The organism is Hahella sp. NS-SX17 (assembly GCF_057367735.1).
Genome location: NZ_CM170632.1, coordinates 6,787,456 through 6,812,523 on the forward strand (window position 1 = coordinate 6,787,456; position 25,068 = coordinate 6,812,523).

Below are 25,068 nucleotides of genomic sequence, written 5' to 3' on the forward strand. Positions count from 1 at the left end.
CCCGTTACTGCAATGTCTGTGAATGCAGCGTCGCATCAATCCAGGCGACACCCGACTTCACCAACAGGTCCGCCTTGCGCCGATCCAGTTTCGGCATGCGTCTGACGACATAGGACAGGTTCTCCCCCGCCATGTAATACAGCCGCACGACCTCTCCCATCTCTTCATCCCGCACCCGCAGTTTGGACACCGCCAAATCCACCGCCGCTGCTTCCTGATCCGTGATAACGGGGGAACGCGTCGCGCTGCCGTTTAAACGGGAAAAGGGCGTTGAAGACGAATAGCCCAGGCTTGCATCCATCTTTGACCACTGCGCCCATTGCTCCAACAGCCATGGCGTTTCGTTCATCGTTCTGTTCATGTCATTTCCCTTTCTCTGTTGATTTCTTGAAACTAGATATTCAGTGATTCTTATTCCTGACCTAGTTGGGCGAGATGGATTTCAGCAAGTCCGCCATTCTCCGGCGGGCCTCCTCTTTCGGGATCGGCTTAGACGCCTTCACGGGCTGTTCTGGCAACGCCTTGGGAATATCGGCTTGGATGTCTTCCCCGTTCATGACGCGGCGACAGACGATGTCGTAATTGCGGGTGAACAGCGGCAGCATTTCGCTTTCAGGGCGCTGTCTAAGCTCATACCAGCCCGTTTCCCGCGCCGCGATCCGTACCGCAAGATGGGCGAGGCTGTCACTGCGTTCAAGCTTCTGAAGCCCTTCGCAGGCCAGACGGTAGGCCGCCTGCACCGGCATCAGGCCAAGGTCTTCCGCTGTCGGCTTACACCATGCGATGAACTGGCCCACGCTGGGTATGTGCGGGGTGTTCAGTCTGCGCGCTCTCACCAGTCCCACTTGAACCTGCTGCATAGTGATAATTCCGTTTTCTATGAAGCCCTTGGTCCAGGCTTTCTTGGCCTGCTGGATGACTTCATGGTCTGGAAAGGCGTACTTCCAAGCCGGGAATATCCCGCTAAGTTCCGTGAACAGACGATTGACAACCTCCGCCGCCTGCTTGGAAATGACCGCCTCAGACTGTCCATAAGCTCTACGTTGGGCCGCATGCTGTAGCGTGTCGCATCGGCGTACCGTTCGACTGATTGCGTCTTGAATTTGCTGTGATCCGATGGGTTTTGTTTCCATGGTTATATCCCTAAATCATCCGCCCAACTTGTGTCGTGAAATCCGTATACATCCCCAGGCACTGTGCTGTTGCCCGCTGCGCCGTATTCGTTGAGGTGCGAGTGACGGGTTGGCTTTGGCGCAAACCTCATGCTGTTGCGCATCCAGTTACGCCATGCGGAGTTCCAGCACTTGAACGTTGAACCTTTGGCCCGGTGGTAATCGAGAAACTTGTCGGTTTCGATGACAAGATCCGTGGTGATTTGGTTTTTGATCGCCCAGGCGAACAGTTCGTCGGGGATGTCGAAATCGGTCGGCGCTTGGGTGGCGCGTTTCGTACGCGCTTTTTCTATCATTTCTTTTGGATAAGTTTCTTTCTTTTCTTTTGTGGTGACCGATTTCGGACACCTTTTGTGACCGCTTTCCGTCACCTGGGTGACCGGTTTCGGTTCCTCAAGTGACCGATTCTGGTCACCTGCAAATCGTTCATCATGGCGTTCAAGGTGACCGCTTTCGGTCATATTTGTGACCGGTTCCGGTTCATTTTGTAACGCCTTTCGGCCAGTGTCCTGATGACCCGTTGCAGTCACTTTACGCTTGGGTTTGATAAACGCCCACTCGGAAAAGACAGGGTTCGGGCCCATCTTACGTCCATCCTGAGTAACCAACTTTCTCGCCTTCAACTCTCGCAAGTCCGCGCAGATGTGCGTGGAACTCCCCTTGTACTCCATCAGCTCTCTGATCTGCTCCGCCGTCATCCAGTCGGCTTTTTTCTGATAGCCGTAGGTTTTACGAACCACCGCTAAAAACACTCGGAACTGACGGCTGGTTAGCTCAACATGACACATCGCCTCTAACAGCGTATTGGCCACACGGGTGTATCCATTCTCCAAATCGGCTTTGATAGGGCTGGCCTCCAGTGGCGCCTCACTCGACGCCTGCGACGCTCTGAAAGGCACCACATTACCCATTGCATTAGATTGCGCCGTCATAGTGATTTCCTTCTCCGTCCTCATACTCTCCGCCCAATTTGAGCCGCCACTCTTTTCCGAACTCTTAACTTGCCGCCAGTCATGCGCTCAATCTGATAGGCGCGTAACATTGGCAGAAACTCACCCCACTGTGATACCGACGCGGGAGCCACTCCCAGCGCGTTGGCGAGCTTTGATTTGCCACCAAAATAGGCAACGGCGTCTGCTTTTCTCATCGACATTCCTTTCTCATGAATTTAAGATTTGATAAATTTGAACATTAAAGACATGTTTCGTCAATATCGCTTAAGATCTCTTTCATGACAGACTTAGGACAGCGCCTGCGAGAAAGGCGGAATTTTCTCGGATTAACTCAAGGTCGCCTGGGCAAGATGGTGAGGGTTTCGCACGTCACTATCTCCCAATGGGAAAAGGGGGAAACCTCTCCCCGAGGCGAGAATCTTCACTTGCTTTGCTCCGCGCTCAGTTGCAAGCCGGACTGGCTGCTTTACGGGAAGGCGGAGAGGGCGGGAGATGAAAAGTTAGCCGGTTATCAGCCTTACGCCAGCCTTGGGAAAGTGCCTTTAATTTCGCCCCAACAAGCTAGTGTGTGGAAGGAGATCGTGAATACCTTCCACCATAAAGACGCGATAGCCTGGCGCGGGATCAGCGTCGTGGTTGGACCGCATGCCTTCGCTATGAAAGCGGTGGGAGACTCTATGGCCAACCCGCATGGAACGCCATCGATTCCTGAGGGAGCCATTGTGGTCGTTGACCCGGACATTACTCCAGAAAGCGGAATGATTGTGGTCGTCGGACTGAAAGGTTCAAAAGAGGCGATTATTAAGAAGCTGGTGGTTGACGGCCCGAATCAATACTTGATGTCGCTGAATCCCGATTACAAGCCAATAGAGCTGGCAGAAGAAAGCGCCATCATTGGCGTTGTGAAAAGGCTTGAATTCGACTTATTGCCAGATTAGCCCGCGTCATGGCGGGCTACGCCAATAATAGACTTTGACTTTATAGCAAAACCTAAATTCTTCCCCGTCAGAAAGCTATAATTCTATAGACAGGCAAGTTTTCAGAAACCACGAAGGCTTGCTAATACAAACATATCTTGAATCCTTTCTTCGCCCTCTGGTTGCGACGCACAAAGTCTAGATGTGCGTCGGCGTGTGAGCGCCAAAGGTGACTGACTACGTATGATTCACGGAGGCATTACTGACACTACGCCCACCGGTGCGTGGACGCCCTGGACAATCGGGAGCGTTACCAGCACATCCTGACCGATGTCAGCAAGCATAGTGCGGTACAAGGTGGCAGCAGAAGCCCTCGGCGCATTAAAACTACTGAGTGGTGACCATGCCAACCTGTCCGAGGCGGATAACCTACGCCGCCGATCTTAACCAAGGCGTCGACAGCGCCACCGAGGGCGGTTTGCGCTCCGCCATGGTCAGAGGCAACGACTCACAAAGCAGCGCCAACACAACCTAAACGTTCAGGCCACCAATACGGACACCACCAGCACCGCCGAGCCCCATCCAAGCGCCAAATTAGGTTGAATCCACCTATAGGCTTCTAACGCCACATTCAGCGGAGAGCGTAACGAATCCGCCGCATTGCCTTGTTAGCAAACTTTCTAAATGAAAATTTATCATCAGTGAACGCAACTTGTTGTTTTTTCTTTCTGGTATAAGATATTTCCGATTTCAAGCTTTCCTCTACCTTCTTGAGTTCTTCAGTGCTTTTGTTGCTGAAGTGATTTGCTAGAGCGTAACCTGTGAGCCAAATAGTATAGCCAACTTGAAACATTACAACTATGCGAGGAAGGGGGTCCTTTAGCAAAACACTAGAATCACCTAGCGTAGCCATTACGACAAGGCTGTAGTAGATGCAATTAACAAAAGTAAAGCCAACTCCATTCAAATACTCAACAACACTAATTAATGAGTAATTCTGTGAAAAATGAGGATTCATAGCCCGCAAGCCAAAAATCATATCTTCGTTTATATCGATTGCGGAAAGAAAAAAGTAAGCGCTTGAAAAAGTCAACCATACATTTAAATAGAGCTGCATTAAGGCGCTATCAGTTTTCGGATAGTTTTTGTACTCCGAGATAAGCTTTCCGATTGAATAAAATGTGTACACATACACAACGAATGCTAATGCAAATAAGGATAGTCTTCCTATATCAGAAGCGAGAGGAATCCAAGTTACTAATAGGACGGAAGTAACAAAAATAAAAACCAACCTTTTCCCTGCGTGAATCTCTTTCATAATCTCTCGTGATTTACTGTGATACTCGCTAACGCTTTGCTCAAGTATGAGCTGCTGCTTCCTCTTCTGTAAGCGGGCGGCAAAAAACTACTTGATCATAGCTCATGTATTCATTTTTGCCCGCCAAAAGTCCTACTAGACATCCAGGGCAATCGTACTTCATATATCTCTAAAAATTGCAGAAATTTTTCCATAAGCCGATTTTAGAAAATTCTTCTGTAGTAAAGAACTCCCAAAAACCATTCTGTCGTCTCGCTACAGAACGAAAACTCACTCCTCCCCACGCCTGTGAGCTTTGCGTAAACCCTGGCGCGATGAAATGAAAATAAGTCAATCCACCAGCAATACAAAGACTCATAGCGCTTTGCAGGATTTCATCTATTGAAAGAATTTGAACCAATTTGAATTCACAAAACATGGCAAGAGGAACCAGCAAAAGCAGTTCTTCAGCGCTGCCAGCACGTTACTGGCTCACCTCCAGCCCAGAAGCTGAAACTTTTAATTTCGCGGGTATAAAAAAAGACTTAGGGGTGCGGTGTTGGTCGCTCAGGTGACAGAGATTTGACCCGCCCCCATCACATTTTGTTCATTTTTCATCCAGTTTTTTTCTGAAGCCTGCTACCTTCGTTTAGGGACGCCTATGCTTGTTGTTTCTGAGCAATGCATCACCGCCTCGTGATCAGCCGGGGCTTCTGGGAAGTCGTAATCAGGAACTCTCGATAAATTAATATTCAAAATATGCCGCTCATTTATCCCCATTGATTTATCAGGGAGAAGGCTTGGCAAGTTAAAGGTAACTCCCAAAGGCTTTTGCCATAATAGCCAGAACCCTAGCGGTAAGAATTTCAAGATGTGGCTATAAATCCCTCCCTTTCGCTGAATCGATATTTTCCCCACGTTCTTGATTACCACTTGGCGCCGAAAGGGGTAAGCCCAACATAGTAGCTCCATGTCTTCAGGAAAGGGCATTTCTGGGTTTAAAAAATACTCCTTTAATTTCTGTGGTACAGGTGCACTAGAAGGCCCTGTACTAATCTCTTGTATCGAGTGGGCGGCCAGTATGTGTCCTACTACGGATCTCGCAATCCTCTGCGGTGTAACAAAAAAGCTATGGCTTGCCGGCAAGATAAGACTACTTTCAACCAACCTTGTTATCTCGTTTGAGAGAGATACCAGCGATGGATCATATTCGGTTCCCAGCCGTCCACTATTGCACTCTGTGCAGATTGTTCGAAACTTAGTTCCTCCTTGCGAGGTAAAACCTTTCTTACCAGGATAGCTTAATGAATCCGTCCACCTCTTCAGTTCGTGGTCAGATAAATTATTGCATTTCTTAGGCGGAACATGGTCCCAAGTTAGCTTTCCATGTGCTCCGCAGATTACGCAGTATCCAACAGCAGATCCTCTATTTTGAAATCTATCTGTCAATTGCTCTGTATATACACCCATTTGCCACCTCCTTCCCTCTAAACTACTTCGCCCGGAAACTAACAAAACACAGAGCCGCCCCTGCCACTATGAGGCCACCCCAAATAACTTGGTTGCTCCACCGCCCACCTTGAGAAACAAAGTTTACGAAGTGCTCACAGTTATTCGTTAACAAGCTATATCGTGGATTCTGTAAAGATTCAGCGAGTCGCGCAATTGCCTTTGAAATATCAGGAATATGAGATATTACCTTCCACCCGTCGGCACTATTAAACCGCTCAGCCTTAAGGACAGGCTGGGTCAAGTGGTATACAACTGGGCCTGCTCCACCTGAGAGGAATAAACCAGTAACATTCCCGACATCAAGAAGTCCGTAGTGAGTTAATGGTAGGCCATACATTTGTATTGGCCTGGAGACCACATATAGCCCTTCTGTACAAATCATATCTGCCATAGAGTGAGTACCTCTTACTACATTTATGATACCGGTGAACCGATCACCAGCCTGTACAAAAAGTATGCTGTATATTTTGTAATCACACAATATGTTGTGCAATATTTTTTTTCCCGCACCATATATTGACCACACACTACACATCCCTCGTAGTGCCAGCTAACGCCGATTTGGCTCGGTGACAAGCACAGCAAATACCTTGCAAATTCACTTCCCGGTCGTCTCCTCCTTGGGATTTAGGGTGAATGTGATCCACTTCAGTCGCTGCACTTGTACGCCCCGCCTTTAAGCACACCTGACACAAGTAGTTATCTCGTCTCAGTATCCGCGCTCTCAGCTTCCGCCATTGCCAACCGTAACCGCGTTGGGTGTCGCTGCCCTTCTGTTGTTGCCAGACTCCCCAGCGTGTCGCCTCTCGCTTGTCTGCGTGGCTCTCACAGTATCGTGACTTATGCCGGGTCGTATTGGGACAGCCTTTATCTTTGCAGGGCCTTAACGAAGCTTGTGGCATTAGCGGTCACCCTGCCGCTCGATCAAGCGGTCTAACTTGTCGTTGATGGCCCGCAGGTCGGTTTTGATCTCATTGCGGACGGCGTCGATGCGTTGCCGCTGTTGCACCTGCTCTTCATTCAGGTACTTAACCGCCAGCGCGTTTTGCTCCACACGGCGATCTATGGAGCCCGCCCAGGTGATTACGGAAATGGCGATTACCAGCGTGCTGATCAGGTGGCCCACACTTATGGTTTTGTCCAAGCGATCTGCCAGCGACGTATCCGCCCAGCCCTATTTGCAGCAGGTCCCTGACTTCCACGCTTAAGCGAAACGTCAGCAGACCGAAGGAGTCATACACAAGCAACGCCAGAAAACACAGCATGGCTAACGGGAGCCAGTTTCGTTGCAGGATCAGCCATAAACTCACTCTCTCGGTGATTTCTTCATCCTTCCCTTTGCGTTAGTATTACAGGGCTGCCCCGGTAGCGCCCTGCCCATTCATCGATGAATACCCACCAATGCGGCAGTTAGTCAGTAGTAGGGCTTCGCCAATTGAATATCAGAATCCGTGGTGCAATGCTCCCAACCTCTCAACGCTGTTTTGGGTATCCACCAAGAAAGCGGGTACTCAAGCGGGTATCAAATCAAAGATATTCAACAAAAATCCAATAAATTCAAACGGATACTCGCAAAATGCTTATAATGATTGATAATTACGACTCTTTTACCTACAACGTCGTGCAGTATCTGGGCGAACTGGGCGCCGACGTGCGCGTCTATCGCAACGATGAAATCACGATAGAAGAAATTGAGGCGCTGCAACCGCAGCACCTGGTGATCTCCCCCGGGCCCTGCACGCCCAATGAAGCGGGGATATCCGTCGCGGCGATCAAACATTTCGCCGGTAAGCTTCCTATCCTGGGCGTATGCCTGGGACATCAAAGCATCGGTCAGGCGTTCGGCGGTGAAGTGATTCGCGCCGGCAAAGTCATGCATGGCAAGACCTCCAAGGTGTATCACAACGACATCGGCGTATTCAAAGGTCTCAACAATCCGTTTGAAGCGACCCGCTACCACTCACTGGTCATCCGCGCGGACAGTCTTCCGGATTGCCTGGAAGTCACCGCCTGGACCCAGAATGAAGACGGCGGTCTGGAAGAAATCATGGGGGTGCGTCACAAGGAACTGGCGATAGAAGGCGTGCAATTCCACCCGGAGTCCATTCTCACGGAACAAGGCCACGACTTACTGCGTAACTTCCTGCTGCAAACGGTCAACCGCTAAGTCAGAGATCAGCCAACGGCGTAAGCTTAGGTTTAATTGCGCGCCGGATAAGAAAACAACATAGTCTAAAAACTACGAGGAATTGCGCCATGGATATCAAAGCCGCTATCGCCAAAGTTGTCGATAGAAAAGACCTCACCACCGAAGAAATGATTGAGGTCATGCAGCAGATTATGACCGGACAGGCCACTCCCGCACAGATTGGCGGGTTCTTGGTGGCGCTGAGATTCAAAAGTGAAAGCGTCGGCGAAATCACCGGCGCCGCCCAGGTCATGCGCCAGCTGGCCAGCAAAGTCGATATCGACGATCCGCATCTGGTGGACACCTGCGGCACCGGGGGCGACGGCTCCAACCTGTTTAACGTCAGCACCGCCGCCGCCTTTGTCGTGGCCGCCGCGGGCGGCAAAGTCGCCAAGCACGGCAACCGCAGCGTCAGCAGCCGCTCCGGCAGCGCTGATGTGCTGGAAGCCGCCGGCATCAACCTGGACATGAGCTCCGAGCAGGTCGCACGCGCCGTCAAAGAAATCGGCGTCGGCTTTCTGTTCGCGCCCGCCCATCACAGCGCCATGAAGCACGCGATCGGGCCTCGCCGGGAAATGGGCATCCGCACCATCTTCAACATGCTGGGGCCTCTAACCAATCCCGCTGGCGTGACCAAGCAGGTCATCGGCGTGTTCAACCCATTGCTGTGTCTGCCGCTGGCGGAAGTACTGCAACGACTGGGCAGCACCCATGTCCTGGTTGTCTCCGCTGCGGACGGCCTGGACGAAGTCAGCCTCGCTTGTGAAACCCATGTGGCGGAACTGAAAGACGGTAAAATCTCCGAATACACGCTTACTCCAGAAGACGCAGGAATCATGCGCCGCTCTCTGGACGGCCTGACCGTGACCAGCGCAGAGGAAAGCCTGAAACTGATTGAAGCAGCGCTGACCAAAGCGACGGATCAAACGTCACAAAAAGCTCGGGACATTGTCGCCCTTAACGCTGGGGCGGCGATTTACGCCGCAGACCTGGCCCGCTCCTTTCAAGAAGGCGTGGAAATGGCCCAGGATGCGATTGGTTCCGGGCTGGCCTTTGCTAAACTAAAAGAGCTGGCCAGTTTTTCGGCCTGCTTTAAGGAAGAGGAATAAAGGTCAACTTATGAACGACACGCCTACGATTCTGAGAAAGATCATTGACCGTAAAAAACAGGAAGTGGAAGCGCGCAAGATGCGCCAGCCTTTGTCCGTGCTGAAAGACAGTCTGCATCGGGCGGGCCCAGTGCGCGGTTTCGCCCGCGCCATTGAAAAGCGGTTTCAGCACAATGCCCCGGCGGTCATCGCTGAGATCAAGAAGGCCTCTCCCAGCAAAGGGGTGATTCGGGAAAACTTCGACCCCGAAGCCATCGCCAAGAGTTATGAGCAAGGCGGCGCCGCCTGCCTTTCCGTGTTGACCGATATCGATTTCTTCCAGGGCGCTGATCAATACCTGATCCAAGCCCGCAGCGCGACATCTCTGCCAGTGCTGCGCAAAGATTTCATTGTCGATGAGTATCAGGTGTACGAAAGTCGTCTGCTCAATGCGGACTGCATTCTGTTGATCGCCGCCGCCCTCTCGCCTCAGCAGATGAAGAGTTACTGCGCCAAAGCCAGAGAAATCGACCTGGACGTGCTGGTGGAAGTGCATAACGCCCAGGAACTGGAGTACGCGCTGGAGTTGAATACGCCGTTAGTAGGCATCAATAATCGCGACCTGCACACCTTTGACGTTTCCCTTGATACAACGATCAATCTGCTGGATCGCATTCCGGAAGACCGCATCGTGGTAACGGAAAGCGGCATCCATACGCCAGAGGACGTGGCGCTGATGCAGCATCATCGAGTCAATACCTTCCTGGTGGGCGAGTCTTTTATGCGCGCGGACGATCCCGGCGCCAAGCTGCGCGAGCTGTTTCTCTGAAACGGGTCGCCCCGGCCGTCCTTTTATTATGCGCCGCTCTGCTGCGGCGCTGACGCCGCTTCAATCTCTTGCTGCAGCCACTGGGTGAAATGCCTTAACGCCGCATTGCCACGGGAGCGCGTAGGCATGACCAGTAAATAGCGCTGATCTATCTTCAAACTAAAATCGAACAGCTTGACCAGTCGGCCCGCACTCAACTCTTCCTGCACCAGTATCCTGCGTACCAAAGCGACCGCCTGCCCCGCCAGAGCAAGTCGGATCACCTGACTGGAGTCGGAAATAATAATGCGTCGACGGGGCTCCAGATCGGAGTAACCCGCCGCCTTCTTCCAGGCGCTCCAGTTGAAGCTGTCCGGGGCGTCAGAATCCACCAGCACATGATCCTTCAATACACTAAGATCCGAGCCAATCCCTTTCGCCAGCTCCGGACTCGCCGCAAGAAAGATTTCTTCTTCCGCCAGATCTTTCACGATCAGTTCGGGAAAGGTGCGGGAACTGAAACGTATGCCTGCGTCTACATCTGCGTCACGAAAGTCCACGACGTCGTTGGACATGGCGATGCGGATATCAATGTCGGGAAACTCCGCGTTGAACTTGTGCAGCCGCGGAATCAGCCAGGCGCTGGCGAAGGAAGGCAACACACTGACGGTTATCTGATTACAGCAACGGCGAATCGTCTCCACCCCTTCTTCAAGATGATCAAACCCCTTGCGCAAGTGAGGCCCCAACCGCAGCGCCGTCTGCGTCGGCGTCAGAGTTCTCGCTCCGCGCTCAAACAAGGGGCCAAACTCTTCTTCCAGCGCCTTGATATGCTGGCTGACCGCCGACTGAGTCACGCTCAGCCTTTCCGCCGCAGCGGTAAAAGAGCCTGACCGCAACACCACATCCAGCACCCACAATGACTTCAGTTGATGGATCAATCTACTCATAAGTTTTACTAATCCATGAATTAGAACATATCGTTTTAACGGTACGTCTGGCCGCCTTACTATTCTTAAAACACAGGAGGCCAAATATGAAAACCGCAATCAGATTAGCACACAACCATCAGCAAACTGAGACATTAGATTTACTAACTCGTTTTAAAAACCTGGCGCAACGATGGAGGAAGCAGGCTAAAACCCGTCGTGAGCTGGCCAGTTTGAATGATTACTTGCTCAAAGATCTGGGCATTACCGAAGACGACCGTCGCCAGGAAGCCAGTAAACCCTTCTGGAGAAGCTGAATGAAGCGTCGGATTATTCCCGGCGAAGGAACGCCGGTTATTCGCCCAGTTGAAGAACGCCATTAGCTCCATAATCTCCTTTACAGACAAACGTATGGCGCTGTCGCAGCAAAAATCAGAACATTTTTTAAGCAAACCAGTGAGAACCGCCTATACTTATTTATTGTCAGGCAGACGTCTCGTCGCCTGCTTTCGTCAATAAATACAACGATACCCGTTGGCCCTTCCGCGCCAACTACTTACACCGCTCTATTAATAAATGCCTTGCAAGGCTTCTGTATTATTAGGGAGTGCAGTGACAATGAAAACCAACCTCAAAGTCTGCTTGACGGCGTCAGCCCTGTTCCTGTCCGCCACCGCTACGCATGCGGCGATGATCAATCAGGTGGACTATTTCAGCTTATCCGGCAATGTCCTCATCGATTTTGAATCCGTTACAGGCGGTGCGGCGCCGGGTACGAATTACGATGGCGTTATCGACTTGGTCGGCGCTTCGTTCGCCGAAAAGTTTGAAGGACAAACGCTTTCCACCAGCGGCAATTCAGACATTCTCAGCGGTGCGCCGACAGGTGGGGGGTTGACCCTATCGCTTGGGGCCGCCGGCCGTAACCTCAACGTTTTCTCCTACGGCGCTGACGGCAATGTTCTCACCGGCCTCGGACATCTGGGATGGCCCAACTTTGACGCCATAGGCGAAGGCGCTGTAGCGATCTTGTTTGACAACGACCAGTCCGAGTTCGGGTTCCAGTCGGTGGGCGGCAACCTGGGGTCAGCGGTATTTGAATTCTGGGCCCGCGATGGTTCGCTCCTGGACACCATCATGCCCACCAGTCTCGGCACGGACTATTTTGGCTTCGCACGGGAAGGCGGATTACAGGATATCGCCGGGATATCCATCTACAACACAGACCCCGCGGGCATTGGTTTCGACGATATCATCTTTGACGTGCCCGGACCGGATGACCCCCGTAATGTGCCCGAGCCCCCAGTTCTAGCTCTGCTGCTACTGGGGTTATTAGGTCTGCGCCTGACGCCGCGCCGTCAGAAATCCTGACTGCCGTGCATAAAAAAACGGCGCCTCGCGCCGTTTTTTGGGGTTCCAATTGTTCCCAGGGCGTCAACGGGTGCCGTACACCACCATGGTTTTCCCTTTGACCTGCACCAGACCCTGGTCTTCCAGCGCTTTCAATACACGCCCGACCATCTCCCGCGAGCAACCAACGATGCGGCCAATCTCCTGACGGGTGATTTTGATCTGCATGCCGTCCGGGTGCGTCATGGCGTCCGGTTCCTTACACAGATCAAGCAGGGTGCGCGCGACCCGGCCCGTCACGTCGAGAAACGCGAGGTCTCCCACTTTCCGGGTGGTCTGTCGTAAGCGCGAGGCCATTTGCTCGCCGATGAAATACAGTACGCGGGGGTCTTCTTGCGCGATTTCACGAAATTTCGTGTAGCTGATCTCCGCCACTTCGCACTCCGTCTTGGCTTTGACCCAGGCGCTGCGGGAGCCCATTTGATCCTGATCGAACAACCCCATCTCGCCAAAAAAGTCTCCGGCGTTCAGGTACGCCATGATCATTTCGCGGCCGTCGTCGTCCTCGATGATGACCGTCACGGAGCCTTTGACGATGTAGAACAGTGAATCGCTTTTATCGCCAGCATAAATAATGGTGCTCTTGCTGGGGTAGCGGCGACGATGACACTGCGACAGGAAGTAATCCAGATGTTTGGTTTTATGCTCGACCGGTTTAGCAATCGTGACCATGTTAATGTCCCATTCATTACCTTTGGCGCAGAAACTTATCCGCCTTGGATGTTTCGCTGAGTTCGGTATAACGTTTTTCTAATTGTTTAATAACCATCACAGGCGTTTCGACTCCGGTATCCGGCGCTTTGGAGTCGCTCCGAAGCCGATCGGCGCTTGGCCGCAACCGCTTAATTATCAAGATGTTCCTTAAATTAAGCACGAATAATCACTTTAGGCAAGAGACGCCCCGCCCTTCCCCATGCGCCTGACAGAGATCAGGGGGCGTCAATGCGGCCTGCATCACATAAGTGTGAATATCTCGCCGTGCAGTCTTCTTTATTTCAGTATTTCAGTTGTCCAGACGCCGGCGTTTTGTTTCACCGTCATGCGACGATCAGGCGTAAATATCCGCCTGCAGGCGTTTACTGCGGGTTACTACCCACAGTATAGACCATCTTTTGTGAAATATTTTCCACGACAAGGAGTTATGCTACTCTGACCGCCGCCCGCAGTTGCGGCCATAGCGAGTCAGAAAATCCAGTGGGAGTATGAGATGAAAGCGACCATTACCTGGGGCGGCGACGCCAAATTCATCGGAAAGACCGGCTCCGGCCATGACGTGGTGATGGACGGCCCTCCCGATCACGGCGGCCAGAATCAAGGCCCGCGCCCAATGGAAATGCTGCTGCTGGGGCTTGGCGGCTGCACCTCTTTCGACGTGATGAGCATTCTGACCAAAGCCCGCGCCGACGTTACTGACTGCGTGGCGGAAATTACAGCAGAGCGCGCCGACGCGGTTCCCGCCGTATTCACCAAGATTCATATCCACTTCGTCGTCACCGGCAGGGAGCTGCGCGATCCGGTGGTGAAACGCGCCGTGGACCTGTCCGCCGAGAAATACTGTTCCGCCTCCATCATGCTGGAAAAAGGCGGCGTGGAAATCACCCACGACTTTGAAATTCGCGCCCCTGAGGACGCCCAGTAAGCGGCTATTAAAAAACTCCACCCCCCTCAAATATTTACACTGTCAGCATCGATTACTCTTTATACGGGCGCAATAAGCCGCCCGTTTAATGATGATGATAATCGCTCACCGGGTTTTAATAAGAAAAACTCATAAACGCGACATTAAATTGCACTATCCAACAGCTATCATAGCCTGCATAATATGCGGCTTTTCCGCAGCCGGGACAAATGCCGTCCGGGACCTCTTTTCCGGGCAGTCGTCCGACGCATTCTCCGGTTTCGCCGGATTGTCTGAAGAGCAGGTCTGAACACTGTGTGAATGTAGGCGCCGGATCTTCCGGCGATGTGTTGAACAGCAAATCTACTGAGGGTCTGAGATGTCTGAAAAGCTCAAACTCCACGGTTTCAACAATCTGACGAAATCGCTAAGTTTCAATATTTACGACATTTGCTACGCGCAATCGGAGAAACACCGACAGGAATATATTGCTTATATCGATGAGCAATATAATGCCGAGCGCCTCACACAAATTCTGACCGACGTTGTGGAAATTATCGGAGCCCACATTCTAAACGTATCCAGGCAGGATTATGATCCACACGGCGCCAGCGTCACCATGCTGATCGCCGAACACGAAGTGCCCCCGCCGGCGGACTCCAGCGAAGAATCGCCCGGACCGCTCCCCGACGCAGTGGTCGCTCACCTGGATAAAAGCCATGTGACCGTACACACCTACCCGGAAAGTCATCCCGACAACGGCATCAGCACCTTCCGCGCGGACATCGATGTGTCCACCTGCGGTCTGATCTCTCCGTTGAAGGCGTTGAACTACCTGATTCACAGCTTCGATTCCGACATTGTCACCGTCGATTACCGCGTACGCGGCTTCACTCGCGACATCGACGGCGCCAAACTGTATATCGATCACGACATCAACTCGATTCAAAACTTCCTCAGTGAAGACACTCAGGAAGCCTATCAGATGATCGACGTGAACGTGTATCAGGAGAACCTGTTCCACACCAAGATGATTCTGAAGGAATTCAATCTGGATAATTATCTGTTTGGAACCGGCATCAGCGAACTGAACGCCAACGAAGCCTCCAACATCAGGGAGCGTCTGCAAAAGGAAATGCTGGAGATTTTCTACTCTCGCAATATGCCTTACTGATCAAGTCTTCAAGACAGGCGTATACATTCGACGGAACAGGCGTAAATGACTAATCGCGTTTCTTTATCCCTGACGTTGAACAAGACTGGGCTGCTTTTCGCAGCCCTTCTTGTTTTAATGCAAGTCCTCTCTCACTGGTACGGTTATCTGCTCAATTTCAACCGCCCGGAGATCATGAGCGGCGATTACTGGCGCCTGATCAGCGGCCATTTTGTTCATCTGAGCTGGATTCACCTCGCCTTGAACGCCGCCGCCGCCTACCTGATCTACGACTCGTTCGACCACAATTTCAAACGCTGGCGCTTTCCTCTATATCTGGCGCTGCTCAGTCTGTTGATATCCATCGGTCTTCTGTTGTTTTACAAAACCACCCGCACCTATGTCGGGTTGTCCGGCGTCCTGCACGGGCTGCTGGTGCTCGGCGTACTGGCTGGCGGGCGCTTCCCGCGCTGGGTGTTGATCGCGCTGTTCGCTGGCGTCACCGCCAAGATCATCTGGGAGCAAACTCCCTACTACGATGAAGGTCAGGTCGCACATTGGATCGGCGGACCGGTGGCGGAACAGGCGCACCTGCTCGGCTACTTCAGCGGCGTGATTATCGCCGTCGTCCTGCGATTTCTCGGCAAGTTCCGCTGAGGACGAATCGGCCCTGGAGCGCGCTTCAGGGCTAGGTTCGACTGCGCTCGATCATTTCCAGCACCATAGGCCGGATGATCAGGTCAATAGCCAGCGCCAGCTTGTTGCCAGGCGCCACCAGGGTATCGTGGCGAGACGCAAATGCATTGGGAATCATGTTGATCAGATAGGGAAAGTCCACCTCCCGGGGGTGGCGAAAACGAATCACCACAAAACTTTCATCATGGCTGGGAATTTCCCGCATGATGAAGGGATTGGAAGTGTCTACGGTCGGCACCCGCTGAAAGTTGATATGAGTCTGCGAGAATTGCGGCACGATGCAGCGCACATAATCTTCCATCCGGTTAAGAATGGTCGCCACTACGGCTTCTTCACTATAACCGCGATCATGAGTGTCGCGATGGATCTTCTGTATCCACTCCAGATTGACGATGGGCGTCACGCCAATTAATAAGTCCACATGGCTGGCGATATCGTAATCGTCAGTGGCGACGCCGCCATGAAGGCCTTCGTAAAACAGACAGTCCGTCTGCCTGGGCAACGATTGCCAGGGCGTAAACGTGCCTGGTTCGCCTCCGCTCCGGATCAAGTCCAGGTCATCATCATGAATATAGTGTCGAAATCGCCCCTGCCCGTTCTGGGCATAATCGCAGAACAGTTCTTCCAGCTTATCGATATGATTGGCGGCCAGTGAGAAGTGGTTCCACTGGCCGTAGCGCCCCTGCTTGGCCAGCTCCGCCATCTGCTCGCGAGTGTACCGGTGAAAACTGTCGCCCTCCACAATAGCGACGTTCACGCCCTCTTCCATGAAGATCTTCTGCATGGTGCGACTGGCGGTAGTGGTGCCGGCGCCGGATGATCCGGTCAGGGCGATAATGGGATGGCGGGCGGACATGAATGCGTATCCTTCTTTAGCTCTCAACCAGTGAGCCTATACGTGACTGTTTCCGTGCGATGACTGAGCTGGCTGCGCGCGGCGGTTCATGCCAAGCCTGAGGCTATGGTAATCTTGCTGTCAGGATAAACACAACCTTGACGACACCGCAGAGAGCAGAGGCGCCTATGCCCGAAGTACATGACCTGGGACTGATGATCGACTCCCGGATTCCCCTGATAGTGATCCAAAGCCACGAAGAAACCCGGGTGCTGGACACCGTCACCCGTCTGGCGATCAAGAAAAGTTTGCCGCTGTTCTCCTGGACAGTAACAGATGGTTTGAAACGACTGGGATTCGGCTTCGACCTGGAGCAAGAGGATATGCTGAAAGATCCGGAAAAGGTTCTTGAGCATATCAAGCGCAGCCATACCGCCAGTATTTTCGTGCTTTGCGACTACCACCCTTACCTGGATGACGAGCCCAAGCACATCCGCCTGCTCAAAGACATCGCCCTGACTCACCGCAATAACGGGCATACCGTCATTCTCCTGAGCCATACCATGAACATTCCTGGAGAGCTCAAACACCTGAGCGCCAACTTCAAGATGCGTCTGCCCAACGCAGATCAGTTGATCAACATTGTACGCGAAGAAGCCGCGCGCTGGTCGCAACAGCACTATGGCGAAAAGGTGAAAACCGACAATAAAACGCTGCAGCAATTGGTCCGCAACATGTCCGGGGTCACCTTCGAAGAGGCTCGCCGACTGGCGCGGGGCGCGATATTCGATGACGGCGCCATCACGCAATCGGATATACCTGAGGTGAACCGGGCCAAGTTCGAACTGATGGAAATGGAAGGCGTGCTGAGCTTTGAATACGACACCGCCAAGTTTACCGACGTAGGTGGGCTGGAATCCCTGAAGAAGTGGCTGCAGCAACGACGGGTCACCTTCGTCGAAGGCAAGTCGGAAGCACAGCTTGATCCGCCTAAGGGCATTATGCTGCTGGGCGTGCAGGGCGGCGGTAAGAGTCTCGCCGCCAAAGCCGTCGCCGGTATGTGGGGGCTGCCGTTGCTGCGCATGGATATGGGCGCGCTGTACAACAAATTCTTCGGTGAGACAGAAAGAAACATGCGCGAGGCGCTGCAACTGGCGGAGTTGATGTCCCCCTGCGTGCTATGGATTGACGAAATCGAAAAAGGCCTGGGCCAGGATGGCAACGACCAGGGCGTATCCAAGCGGGTTCTGGGCACACTGCTGACCTGGATGGCGGAAAACAAACACCCGGTCTTCCTAGTCGCCACCGCCAACAATATCAAGTCGCTTCCGCCGGAGCTGATGCGTAAAGGCCGTATCGACGAGATCTTCTTCGTGGACCTGCCCACCTTGGAAGTACGCCAGATTATTTTCGACATTCATTTGAAAAAACGCGGACTCGCCCCCGACACCTTCGATTGCGCTCTGCTGGCGGAATCCACGGACGGCTTCACCGGCGCCGAAATCGAGCAAGCGGTTGTCTCCGCCCTCTACTCCGCCGCCGCCCTGGGACAACCGCTAACGACGGAGTTGGTGCTGGAGGAAATCAGCAATACACAGCCCCTCTCTGTAGTCATGGCGGAAGACATGTTCGCCCTGCGCGCCTGGGCCTCAGCCCGCTGCGTCCCGGCGGACTAAGCTCTTTCTCGATACAGACATGGCGGCGGCCGACCAAGGCCCGCCGCCTTTCCTCCGAATCCCCACACGCCTTATACCAACTAAGAACCACCAGTGAACACTGATAACACGCACACCGTTCGCCCTGAGCCTGTCGAAGGGCGCTATACAATACAGGCGTATCAAGGGTTAACCCAGTCTACAATTTGCCGAAGTAAACCAGTGGCAGGGTCTGGCGCTCTGGGAGGTCCTTCGACAGGCTCAGGACGAACGGGGGAAGTTGGGGGGGGCGTTATTGTTCGAACACACTTTTATGGTGAGTTAACCTTGACCCGCGCCTTTCCTCCGAATCCCTCATCGTCAAATCCTCCCATTCCAACCAAGAAATACCAGCGAAGCGAGCATTGATAACTCGCACACCGTTCGCCCTGAGCCTGTCGAAGGGCGCTATGCAATACCGACGTATCAAGGGGTTAACCCAGTCTACAATTTACTGAAGTAAACCAGTGGCAGGGGCTGGCGCTCTGGGAGGTCCTTCGACAGGCTCAGGACGAACGGTGGAGAATAAGAACGGGTTGGGACGGTTTTTTCTTTACTGGGTCACTTCACGCCAGTAGATGATGCGGTCGTGGCCACGATATTGCCCGAAGGTAGCGGTGGCGGCGGGGTTGTCGAGGCTGCTGTCGCCGTCCCAGTCGAAGCGTAGCCAAATGTCTGTGTTGTAGCGCAGACCTACCGTCCCCTCGTTGCCGATACCGGGTCCGGTCAGGTATACCTCCTGTCCGTCTGGATATACCGCAGAAGTGAAAGAGCCGCCGGCGCCGGGATTGCCCGCAACTTCCGCACGGGTTTCACCTGCGTTGAGGTTGCCGCTGTAACTGCTCATCGCCAGCGTCGCCGGATTACTGCTGTAGCCCGTGCAACTGTCTGAAGTGTTCTCGGCGAAGCGGGCGCCATTCCAGTGTTCGATATACATGGGCAGCTCCAGACTGGACGTTTCAGGCCCATAGGCGTTTTCCATGCGCAAACGACCATAACGGATTTCCGTTCCGGCAATACCGGTGATGGTGAAGTCCAGACAGGCGTCCGCGTCACTGGTTTTGTAACAGGCGCCATCGCTGTCCTGCAGGTCCGCTGCTGCGAAAGTAAGGTTCACATTGGCGGCGAAGGGATCGTCATCCGCCAAGGGCGGAGAGTTGGTTTTCTGGTAGGTAAACTCGTCACCAGACAAAGACAAAGCGCCGGAGCCGTCATACGCCGCGCCGGTATTCAATGACAATGAGGCGCCGCTGCTATCGAAGCTGAGTGTTGAACTGCGCCCACTGGCGTCGCTGTAGCTCCGGTTGCTTTGCAGCGTGTTGTTGAATTTAAAGTAGGCTGCGTCGTAGTTCAGCGTTGTTGCGCCCGCTACGTTTTTACCAACCAGGGTCAGCACCGGACTCACGTCATAAGGGAAACTCTGATCCTGATACGTAAACGCGCAGGCCCAGGGCGGCGTGAATGTAGGCGTGTTAGCGGACACCGCCAGATAGGCAGGGTAAAAACGTCCGATATCGCCGCTGGCGCCACTGATTTTCGCGGTTCTGGCGGAGCCGGCGCCCAGATAGTTACTGTCGTCGATGACTGCGCTCAGATTAATGACGCCCACCTCACTGAATTGGTAAGCGCCGCTGGCCTGTCCGCCGCTGAATAAGGTCGAGCCTCCCGGCAGACTTAAATCTCCAGATAATGCGCCATTGGTCGCCGGCGCTATGCTCGATACGGATAGCTGCACCGTTTCCCCTTCATTGCCAAACGCAGGAGCCAAACCATTGCCGGACAGATCCGCGCTGGCATCCGCCTGCCCATCGCCGTCCAGGTCGTCCACCGCCTGATACAGCACGCCGCCCACATTCAGCGTAAAGTCCGCGCCAGCTTTACGATAGCCCCCACCGCCGGGCCCAGCTGCGGCGGGATTACCTACCGCATCGACCCGAATGACGAACGGCCTGACAATCCAGGGCGCAGAGGCGTTGTCGCTGGCGATGGTCAATGGATTATCCGACTCGTCCAGAATCAGCCCGCTGCTGTCATCCCGCAGATTCAACACATAGACGCCCACATCTGACGTATCCCATGCAAAAGTCGCTTCGCCACTGGTGAAGCTGAGGTTGAGATTGGCGCTGGCAGGCTGACTGTCAGGAAGCGTCGCGGTGGCATTGCCCACAATCTGCGGCGCCACGCCCGCCGGGTCCGCGCTACTGCGCGTCAGCCAGGCCTTCAGGTTAACGCCGCCATTATATTCCTCCACCAGACCGCAACTACCGGCGCCGCCGGGGTCCTTGGCGATCAGGGAAACTTTGAAATTATGGCGACGTCCCGCAATCAGGTCGTAATCGAGACTGTCGTTCTCCTCGATATACAGAATATTGTCGAGGAACTGAATCGGGCCGCCTGCGCCGCTGATGGAAGCGTCCGCATCCGTCGCCGTCAGGCTCAACGATTCAGCCAGGTTGTTGCTCAGGGTCAATTGCGCCACGCCGGCGTCCGCTACGGAGAATGTGTAGGCGGCGGAGCCATCGTCGCTGCTGTCGGGGTCAGGCGACAAGGTTCCCGCGCCGGTCTGCACCGCCCATACCCCGCGAGAGCGAGAGGTGCTCAGCGCCACCGTGCCGGCGTAGGTCGATAAGGTAGCGCCGCTGGAATCCTGGGCTTCGATGCGCACCGTATGCGGCAGACAGGTGCTGGCGGTGGAGCCGGTGGTGATGATAAAACGGTTCAAGGCGCCAACGCTGCACAGCGCGCCATAATCCAGCGCGGACACACTACCTGAATTGTAGGTGACGTCTACATCGCTGTTGCTGCTCACATCCTCCGCCGTGATCGCGCCGTAGATCTTGTTCTGATAACCCAGACTCACATCGCCAGCGCTATAAAGCACGCCGGAAAATGTCACGGCGGAGCTGAATGTCACATTGCCGTAGGCGTACAGCAACAATCGGCTGGCGTTGGAAGGACTACCTCCAGCGGCGTTCAGGTAGTCCTGGTAACCAATTGACAAGGACTGATTGACGAAGAGGCGCGCCGTCCCCGATCCCGCCACATTGATTTCCACTTCACTCCCCAACGTAAGCTGATTAACCCAATAGTCGCCCGGCTGCAGGTTAACCTTGCCCTGATAGCCGATGCTCAATTGATTGATAAAGTACTCGGAATAAGCGCTGGACACGTTCATGACCGAAGCGTCGCTCACGGAAACAGTACGATACTGATTAGTGGAGCCGCCCAGAGTTCCCGCGCCGCTCACACTTAAATCCGTCACATACACGCTCGTGTCGGGAAAGGTTCCCGGATTCAGCGTATCCACCGAGTCACCAGAAGCGACGCAGGTGGTGGAGGTGCAGCTCGGCACAGAAGAGCCGCCGTTGACTGTCACAGTTCCGACATCCAGAATGTTGTCAGGGCTATCGATAACCTGGGAGTTATACCCAAAGCTGACGATTCCGCCGGAATGGCTGGAAATAGCGTCCGGGAATGACCCCAGACAGGCGCCGCTGCCTGCGCAAGGATGCGTTTCCACATAAAGATCGCCAACGTCCGTCGCGGACAGCGTCTTGTTATAAACTTGGACTTCATCGATGCGGCCATTGAAATAGCGTCCGGCATACCCCTGGTCCTGTCCGATCTGCAGTGGATCGGAGTTGGTCAATAACGTCCCCGTGTAGGAGGCGGAGCCGCGCACCACGCCATCCACATAGACTCTTTGCGCCCCGCTCTCATAGGTGATGACGACATGACGCCAAGTATTAACAGCCATATTAACGCCGCTAGTTGTAATCGAACGCGTCGTACCTCCATTGTCGTTCCACCACCAGAAGATTTCACCAGAACTATCAATATGGAATTCATAGTTTTCGTCCTTGGAGAGGATGGTTTTCAGCCCCGAAGACGGTATTTGTCTGGGGTAGACCCAGGCGCTTACCGTCAGGTTAGTGCTGATGTCCAGCAGGTTATTATCGGCGATCTCGATATACTGCGAGCTGCCGTCAAACTCCGCATAGGCGCAGGTTCCAGGGTCCCCGGCGATCGCCGGCGACGCATCCAATGTCTGCGCGCCGCTAAAGGCGCGGCCGCTCAGGTTGTTGCCGCTGGCGTCACTGACTTCCCCGGCGGAGCCGTTCCAGACCTCATCCTCCATGCGCCAGATGGCGATGGCGGAAAACCCGCAGGCGCTGGGCGCGCCGCTGGCGGCGATATTAACGTTATCGATATACATAAACTCGTTAAAGTTATTGTAACTACTATTGATACGAAAACGGACGCGGGTATTGGCGGAAAGATAGGGCGTCAGATCGATCGTTGCTGTTCCGCTTACATCATTACTGTAGGACTCCACTACCGTGTAGCTGGAGCCGCCATTGGCCGACACCGCCACATCAAAGCGATCCGAGCCTTCGAGATTACCTGAAGTAGAGTAGTTATAGGTCAAGGTCGCAGAAGTGTATGCAGAAAGGTTGACCTCCCGGTACAGGCCAGGGAGCCCAGAGGTGAAATAGGCATTGAAACGCACCGAGCCTCCGGTTACCTGCACGTAGCCTGAGCCGGCATTTCCGTTGTCATCCACTTCCTGCCAACTGCCGCTCCAGCTTCCTGAGCCTCCGCTGTAACCGCCGGAACTGAAGTCATCGCTAAACTCACCAGTAGTGGAATCATCCAGACTGAACGTAACGCTTTGCGTGGGATAGGTGGTTTGCAGCGTGTAGGTGACGCCCGTGTTCAGCGAACTCGTGGTGAGCAACACCGTATCCGAGTCCACCAGGGACGCGCTCAAAACAGAGGCGCCGTTGTCCAGGCTGTAATTAGAGGCGTCTACCGCCCGCGCCGGCGAGACTGGGGCGGCGAAGTCCACAGTGACCTGAGTAGGCGTCGTGCAACTGGCCGCAGCGGCGGACAAGGCCGGAAACTCCCGTCGCCACAACAGATCAGTGGCGTCGTTGACGGAGACGGTGTCAAAGGAATACTGAGTGTAGTCGGAATTATCCACCTCAATACCGATGGTGGCGCTGGCGCCATTAGTGTTGCCGGCGCCATAGCGAAACAACACATTGCCGTTCTCATAGAGCACGATCTGGAGGGAATAGCTGGTGCCAGAGCCGTTGTAACGGGGAACGCCATTCCAGGACGCAATAAATCGCCGGTTGGGCGCGGTCCCGGACGTACCGTAGGTCACGCTGCCTCCCAGTGAGGGCTCCAGATCATCCCAGTACCCCAGGATGGCTCTATCGGCAGGCTCTTCGTAGCCTGGGCAATTCCCTGTACAGGCCCCTTCTATCGGCAGCGCTTCATTGGTGTAGTCTTTGTAAAAACCTTGATCAGCGCCAAAATGCAGCGCGCCGTTGGAGAGAATGCGAACCTGGGTATAGCCGGTTTGCCCCAGATAAAACGTGAAGCCGATATTGACCAGTTGGAAATCGTCGTCGCGCGGATAGCCAGTCAGTGAGCTGTCCCGGTTCCAGGTGACTGTCGACGAAGTTGAGTCGAAGGCTGTGCCGGACACTGTCTCCACCACATAAGCCGCAAGCGCCTTCGCGCTGAGGCTGCATAAACAGGCCAGCGCCGCCAGCGTCAGCAGAATCCGGCCTGGCCGACGCATCAGTGCGCCCTCACTTCAATGGTGCGCGACGCCGTTTCATCGCCGCCGCCGCAGCTTCCCGTGCTGCGCAGAGTGAAGTAGTCATCCCCTCCCACCGAGTCCGTCAGGCACACCACCGATGCGGAACATCCCGCCAGACCATCTGCGGTGAAATTCAAAACCGGGAACCCCACCGAGCAATCGTTATCCGCCCCGCTGGGGGGAAACAGTCTTCCCAACGCCGCCTGTGCGCCGGTTTCCGCCGCATAAAACGCCCGTGTGGAAAGTATGTCCATCGAAACGCCTTCCGCCGTAGAGCGCTCCAGTTCCGTAATCGCCACCACCAATAACCCCAGAATCACGATGACGAATAACGCCGCGGGCAATCCCAGGCCCGCCTGCCGCTGGCGACGTATCGGATGAATGAGGCGACGGTCAGGGCACATTGCGGATATTCACCTCCTGCTGAATGTCGAAACTTTCTCCCCCATCGGATACCCGAAAGCTCATCTGCACCACGGCATTGCGCACCAGAGACGCTGGCGTGTAGTTGAAATCCGTTGTGCCCGCCGCCACCAGGTTGATCAACATTTCCCGCACTACGCCACCGCCGGAAGGAGGCAGGTCCGGAGTAGCGTTGAAGCCATAATTCACATAGCGATAGATCGCCGTACCGGACTGACAAAACGCCATCGGCGCGCCCACCAGATACATCCTGCGTGCGGGAGAGTCGGTAGGGAACTGATGATTCGCCGACAAAGTGACAGTGACGTCATCGGCGCCGGTGGGCAGTTGCGCCAGCGCATCGGATAAAGAGTTAGGCCCCGGACTTTGCGGGTTATACAGCTCGCTCTGATCAATGGGGTAAATCGCCGCCCGTCCAAACACGGCGTTATCGAGACGGGCGCCCACGGCGTCAATGCTCGCGCCGGCGGTGGAGATGGGGGCGTTGACATAATCCGTGCCGGCGAGAACGGGAATAAACTCGATGCATCCGCTGGCGACCCGCACCGAATTAGGGAGCGCGGAGCGAATCGCGCGGGACATTTTTTCCGCAGCGATCAACCCCGCCGTCGCCATCTGCTGCCGTTCCGCCGTGTCCACATAACCTCCCACGGTCGCGGTGATAAAACGGGTCACGCCCACCGCCAGTACGCTGACGATGACGATGACCATCACCAATTCAATTAATGTAAACCCGCGGGAGCGTCCTGTCTTCATACTGC

Annotated in this window: 27 protein-coding genes; 11 read left to right on the forward strand and 16 right to left on the reverse strand. The window is 54.2% G+C overall.

The features are described 5' to 3' along the window. Positions 1 to 4: 4 nt before the first annotated feature. The 4 genes from AC2IBB_RS30355 to AC2IBB_RS30370 form a co-directional block, all read right to left on the reverse strand. Positions 5 to 361, reverse strand: a complete 357-nt coding sequence (locus tag AC2IBB_RS30355; protein WP_486330393.1) for an antiterminator Q family protein — start codon at positions 359 to 361, stop codon at positions 5 to 7. A 61-nt stretch (positions 362 to 422) separates the two neighbouring features. Then, complete coding sequence (locus AC2IBB_RS30360) at positions 423 to 1,133, reverse strand: replication protein P (protein WP_486330394.1); 711 nt, start codon at positions 1,131 to 1,133, stop codon at positions 423 to 425. Positions 1,134 to 1,135: 2 nt separating this feature from the next. Continuing rightward, positions 1,136 to 2,104, reverse strand: coding sequence for a replication protein (locus AC2IBB_RS30365; RefSeq protein WP_486330395.1), 969 nt, complete (start codon positions 2,102 to 2,104; stop codon positions 1,136 to 1,138). Between the two features lie 20 nt (positions 2,105 to 2,124). Then, positions 2,125 to 2,319, reverse strand: coding sequence for a Cro/CI family transcriptional regulator (locus AC2IBB_RS30370; RefSeq protein ID WP_486330396.1), 195 nt, complete (start codon positions 2,317 to 2,319; stop codon positions 2,125 to 2,127). An 84-nt stretch (positions 2,320 to 2,403) separates the two neighbouring features. Between AC2IBB_RS30370 and AC2IBB_RS30375 the strand changes: the two genes are divergently transcribed. Beyond that, positions 2,404 to 3,063, forward strand: coding sequence for a S24 family peptidase (locus AC2IBB_RS30375; RefSeq protein ID WP_486330397.1), 660 nt, complete (start codon positions 2,404 to 2,406; stop codon positions 3,061 to 3,063). A gap of 382 nt (positions 3,064 to 3,445) precedes the next feature. Beyond that, positions 3,446 to 3,577, forward strand: coding sequence for a hypothetical protein (locus tag AC2IBB_RS30380; protein ID WP_486330398.1), 132 nt, complete (start codon positions 3,446 to 3,448; stop codon positions 3,575 to 3,577). A gap of 96 nt (positions 3,578 to 3,673) precedes the next feature. On the opposite strand, the gene AC2IBB_RS30385 is transcribed toward AC2IBB_RS30380, so the two are convergent. The 6 genes from AC2IBB_RS30385 to AC2IBB_RS30410 form a co-directional block, all read right to left on the reverse strand. Further along, complete coding sequence (locus AC2IBB_RS30385) at positions 3,674 to 4,360, reverse strand: ion channel (protein ID WP_486330399.1); 687 nt, start codon at positions 4,358 to 4,360, stop codon at positions 3,674 to 3,676. A 169-nt stretch (positions 4,361 to 4,529) separates the two neighbouring features. Next, complete coding sequence (locus tag AC2IBB_RS30390; protein ID WP_486330400.1) at positions 4,530 to 4,796, reverse strand: hypothetical protein; 267 nt, start codon at positions 4,794 to 4,796, stop codon at positions 4,530 to 4,532. 182 nt (positions 4,797 to 4,978) lie between these two features. Then, a complete protein-coding gene (locus AC2IBB_RS30395; RefSeq protein ID WP_486330401.1) occupies positions 4,979 to 5,809 on the reverse strand; it encodes a hypothetical protein in 831 nt (276 codons plus the stop codon). A gap of 22 nt (positions 5,810 to 5,831) precedes the next feature. Continuing rightward, positions 5,832 to 6,386 (reverse strand): lecithin retinol acyltransferase family protein, encoded by a 555-nt coding sequence (locus tag AC2IBB_RS30400; protein ID WP_486330402.1) that lies wholly within the window; start codon positions 6,384 to 6,386, stop codon positions 5,832 to 5,834. After that, a complete protein-coding gene (locus tag AC2IBB_RS30405) occupies positions 6,379 to 6,753 on the reverse strand; it encodes an HNH endonuclease (RefSeq protein ID WP_486330403.1) in 375 nt (124 codons plus the stop codon). The genes AC2IBB_RS30400 and AC2IBB_RS30405 overlap by 8 nt, the downstream gene beginning before the upstream one ends. Continuing rightward, entirely contained in the window at positions 6,753 to 6,995 is a 243-nt protein-coding gene (locus AC2IBB_RS30410; protein ID WP_486330404.1) for a hypothetical protein, read from the reverse strand. The genes AC2IBB_RS30405 and AC2IBB_RS30410 overlap by 1 nt, the downstream gene beginning before the upstream one ends. A 432-nt stretch (positions 6,996 to 7,427) precedes the next feature. Here AC2IBB_RS30410 and AC2IBB_RS30415 point away from each other — a divergent pair, with 432 nt between their 5' ends. The 3 genes from AC2IBB_RS30415 (at position 7,428) to trpC (ending at position 9,956) form a co-directional block, all read left to right on the forward strand. Beyond that, the gene (locus tag AC2IBB_RS30415) at positions 7,428 to 8,018 is read left to right on the forward strand and encodes an anthranilate synthase component II (RefSeq protein ID WP_486330405.1); all 591 of its coding nucleotides are present in this window, start codon (positions 7,428 to 7,430) and stop codon (positions 8,016 to 8,018) included. An 89-nt stretch (positions 8,019 to 8,107) separates the two neighbouring features. Then, complete coding sequence (gene trpD, locus AC2IBB_RS30420) at positions 8,108 to 9,148, forward strand: anthranilate phosphoribosyltransferase (RefSeq protein ID WP_486330406.1); 1,041 nt, start codon at positions 8,108 to 8,110, stop codon at positions 9,146 to 9,148. A gap of 10 nt (positions 9,149 to 9,158) precedes the next feature. Continuing rightward, a complete protein-coding gene (trpC, locus tag AC2IBB_RS30425; protein ID WP_486330407.1) occupies positions 9,159 to 9,956 on the forward strand; it encodes an indole-3-glycerol phosphate synthase TrpC in 798 nt (265 codons plus the stop codon). A 26-nt stretch (positions 9,957 to 9,982) separates the two neighbouring features. On the opposite strand, the gene AC2IBB_RS30430 is transcribed toward trpC, so the two are convergent. Further along, positions 9,983 to 10,885: a LysR substrate-binding domain-containing protein gene (locus AC2IBB_RS30430; RefSeq protein ID WP_486330408.1), complete on the reverse strand. Its 903-nt coding sequence runs from the start codon at positions 10,883 to 10,885 to the stop codon at positions 9,983 to 9,985. Positions 10,886 to 10,971: 86 nt separating this feature from the next. Between AC2IBB_RS30430 and AC2IBB_RS30435 the strand changes: the two genes are divergently transcribed. Continuing rightward, positions 10,972 to 11,181: a DUF1127 domain-containing protein gene (locus tag AC2IBB_RS30435; RefSeq protein ID WP_486330409.1), complete on the forward strand. Its 210-nt coding sequence runs from the start codon at positions 10,972 to 10,974 to the stop codon at positions 11,179 to 11,181. Positions 11,182 to 11,482: 301 nt separating this feature from the next. After that, the gene (locus AC2IBB_RS30440) at positions 11,483 to 12,235 is read left to right on the forward strand and encodes a hypothetical protein (protein WP_486330410.1); all 753 of its coding nucleotides are present in this window, start codon (positions 11,483 to 11,485) and stop codon (positions 12,233 to 12,235) included. 63 nt (positions 12,236 to 12,298) lie between these two features. Here the strand turns inward: AC2IBB_RS30440 and crp are convergent, their stop codons facing one another. After that, positions 12,299 to 12,946, reverse strand: a complete 648-nt coding sequence (crp, locus tag AC2IBB_RS30445) for a cAMP-activated global transcriptional regulator CRP (protein WP_011399839.1) — start codon at positions 12,944 to 12,946, stop codon at positions 12,299 to 12,301. A 535-nt stretch (positions 12,947 to 13,481) separates the two neighbouring features. Between crp and AC2IBB_RS30450 the strand changes: the two genes are divergently transcribed. The 3 genes from AC2IBB_RS30450 (at position 13,482) to rrtA (ending at position 15,702) form a co-directional block, all read left to right on the forward strand. Continuing rightward, complete coding sequence (locus AC2IBB_RS30450; protein WP_486330411.1) at positions 13,482 to 13,913, forward strand: OsmC family protein; 432 nt, start codon at positions 13,482 to 13,484, stop codon at positions 13,911 to 13,913. Positions 13,914 to 14,271: 358 nt separating this feature from the next. Continuing rightward, the gene (speD, locus tag AC2IBB_RS30455; RefSeq protein WP_486330412.1) at positions 14,272 to 15,066 is read left to right on the forward strand and encodes an adenosylmethionine decarboxylase; all 795 of its coding nucleotides are present in this window, start codon (positions 14,272 to 14,274) and stop codon (positions 15,064 to 15,066) included. Between the two features lie 45 nt (positions 15,067 to 15,111). Then, positions 15,112 to 15,702 (forward strand): rhombosortase, encoded by a 591-nt coding sequence (gene rrtA, locus AC2IBB_RS30460; protein WP_486330413.1) that lies wholly within the window; start codon positions 15,112 to 15,114, stop codon positions 15,700 to 15,702. Between the two features lie 31 nt (positions 15,703 to 15,733). Here rrtA and AC2IBB_RS30465 read toward each other — a convergent pair whose 3' ends face one another. Beyond that, on the reverse strand, positions 15,734 to 16,597 hold the full coding sequence (locus AC2IBB_RS30465) for a phosphoribulokinase (RefSeq protein WP_486330414.1): 864 nt from the start codon (positions 16,595 to 16,597) through the stop codon (positions 15,734 to 15,736). Positions 16,598 to 16,764: 167 nt separating this feature from the next. Between AC2IBB_RS30465 and AC2IBB_RS30470 the strand changes: the two genes are divergently transcribed. Beyond that, complete coding sequence (locus AC2IBB_RS30470) at positions 16,765 to 18,252, forward strand: AAA family ATPase (RefSeq protein WP_486330415.1); 1,488 nt, start codon at positions 16,765 to 16,767, stop codon at positions 18,250 to 18,252. A 571-nt stretch (positions 18,253 to 18,823) separates the two neighbouring features. On the opposite strand, the gene AC2IBB_RS30475 is transcribed toward AC2IBB_RS30470, so the two are convergent. From AC2IBB_RS30475 to AC2IBB_RS30485, 3 genes are read right to left on the reverse strand one after another with little or no spacing between them, the layout of a single operon-like run. Then, positions 18,824 to 23,863, reverse strand: coding sequence for a DUF6701 domain-containing protein (locus AC2IBB_RS30475; protein WP_486330416.1), 5,040 nt, complete (start codon positions 23,861 to 23,863; stop codon positions 18,824 to 18,826). Continuing rightward, a complete protein-coding gene (locus AC2IBB_RS30480) occupies positions 23,863 to 24,288 on the reverse strand; it encodes a hypothetical protein (protein ID WP_486330417.1) in 426 nt (141 codons plus the stop codon). The genes AC2IBB_RS30475 and AC2IBB_RS30480 overlap by 1 nt, the downstream gene beginning before the upstream one ends. Continuing rightward, positions 24,278 to 25,063 carry a PulJ/GspJ family protein gene (locus tag AC2IBB_RS30485; RefSeq protein WP_486330418.1) on the reverse strand — a complete coding sequence of 262 codons (786 nt, stop codon included), beginning with the start codon at positions 25,061 to 25,063 and terminating at the stop codon, positions 24,278 to 24,280. The genes AC2IBB_RS30480 and AC2IBB_RS30485 overlap by 11 nt, the downstream gene beginning before the upstream one ends. Positions 25,064 to 25,068 lie beyond the last annotated feature (5 nt).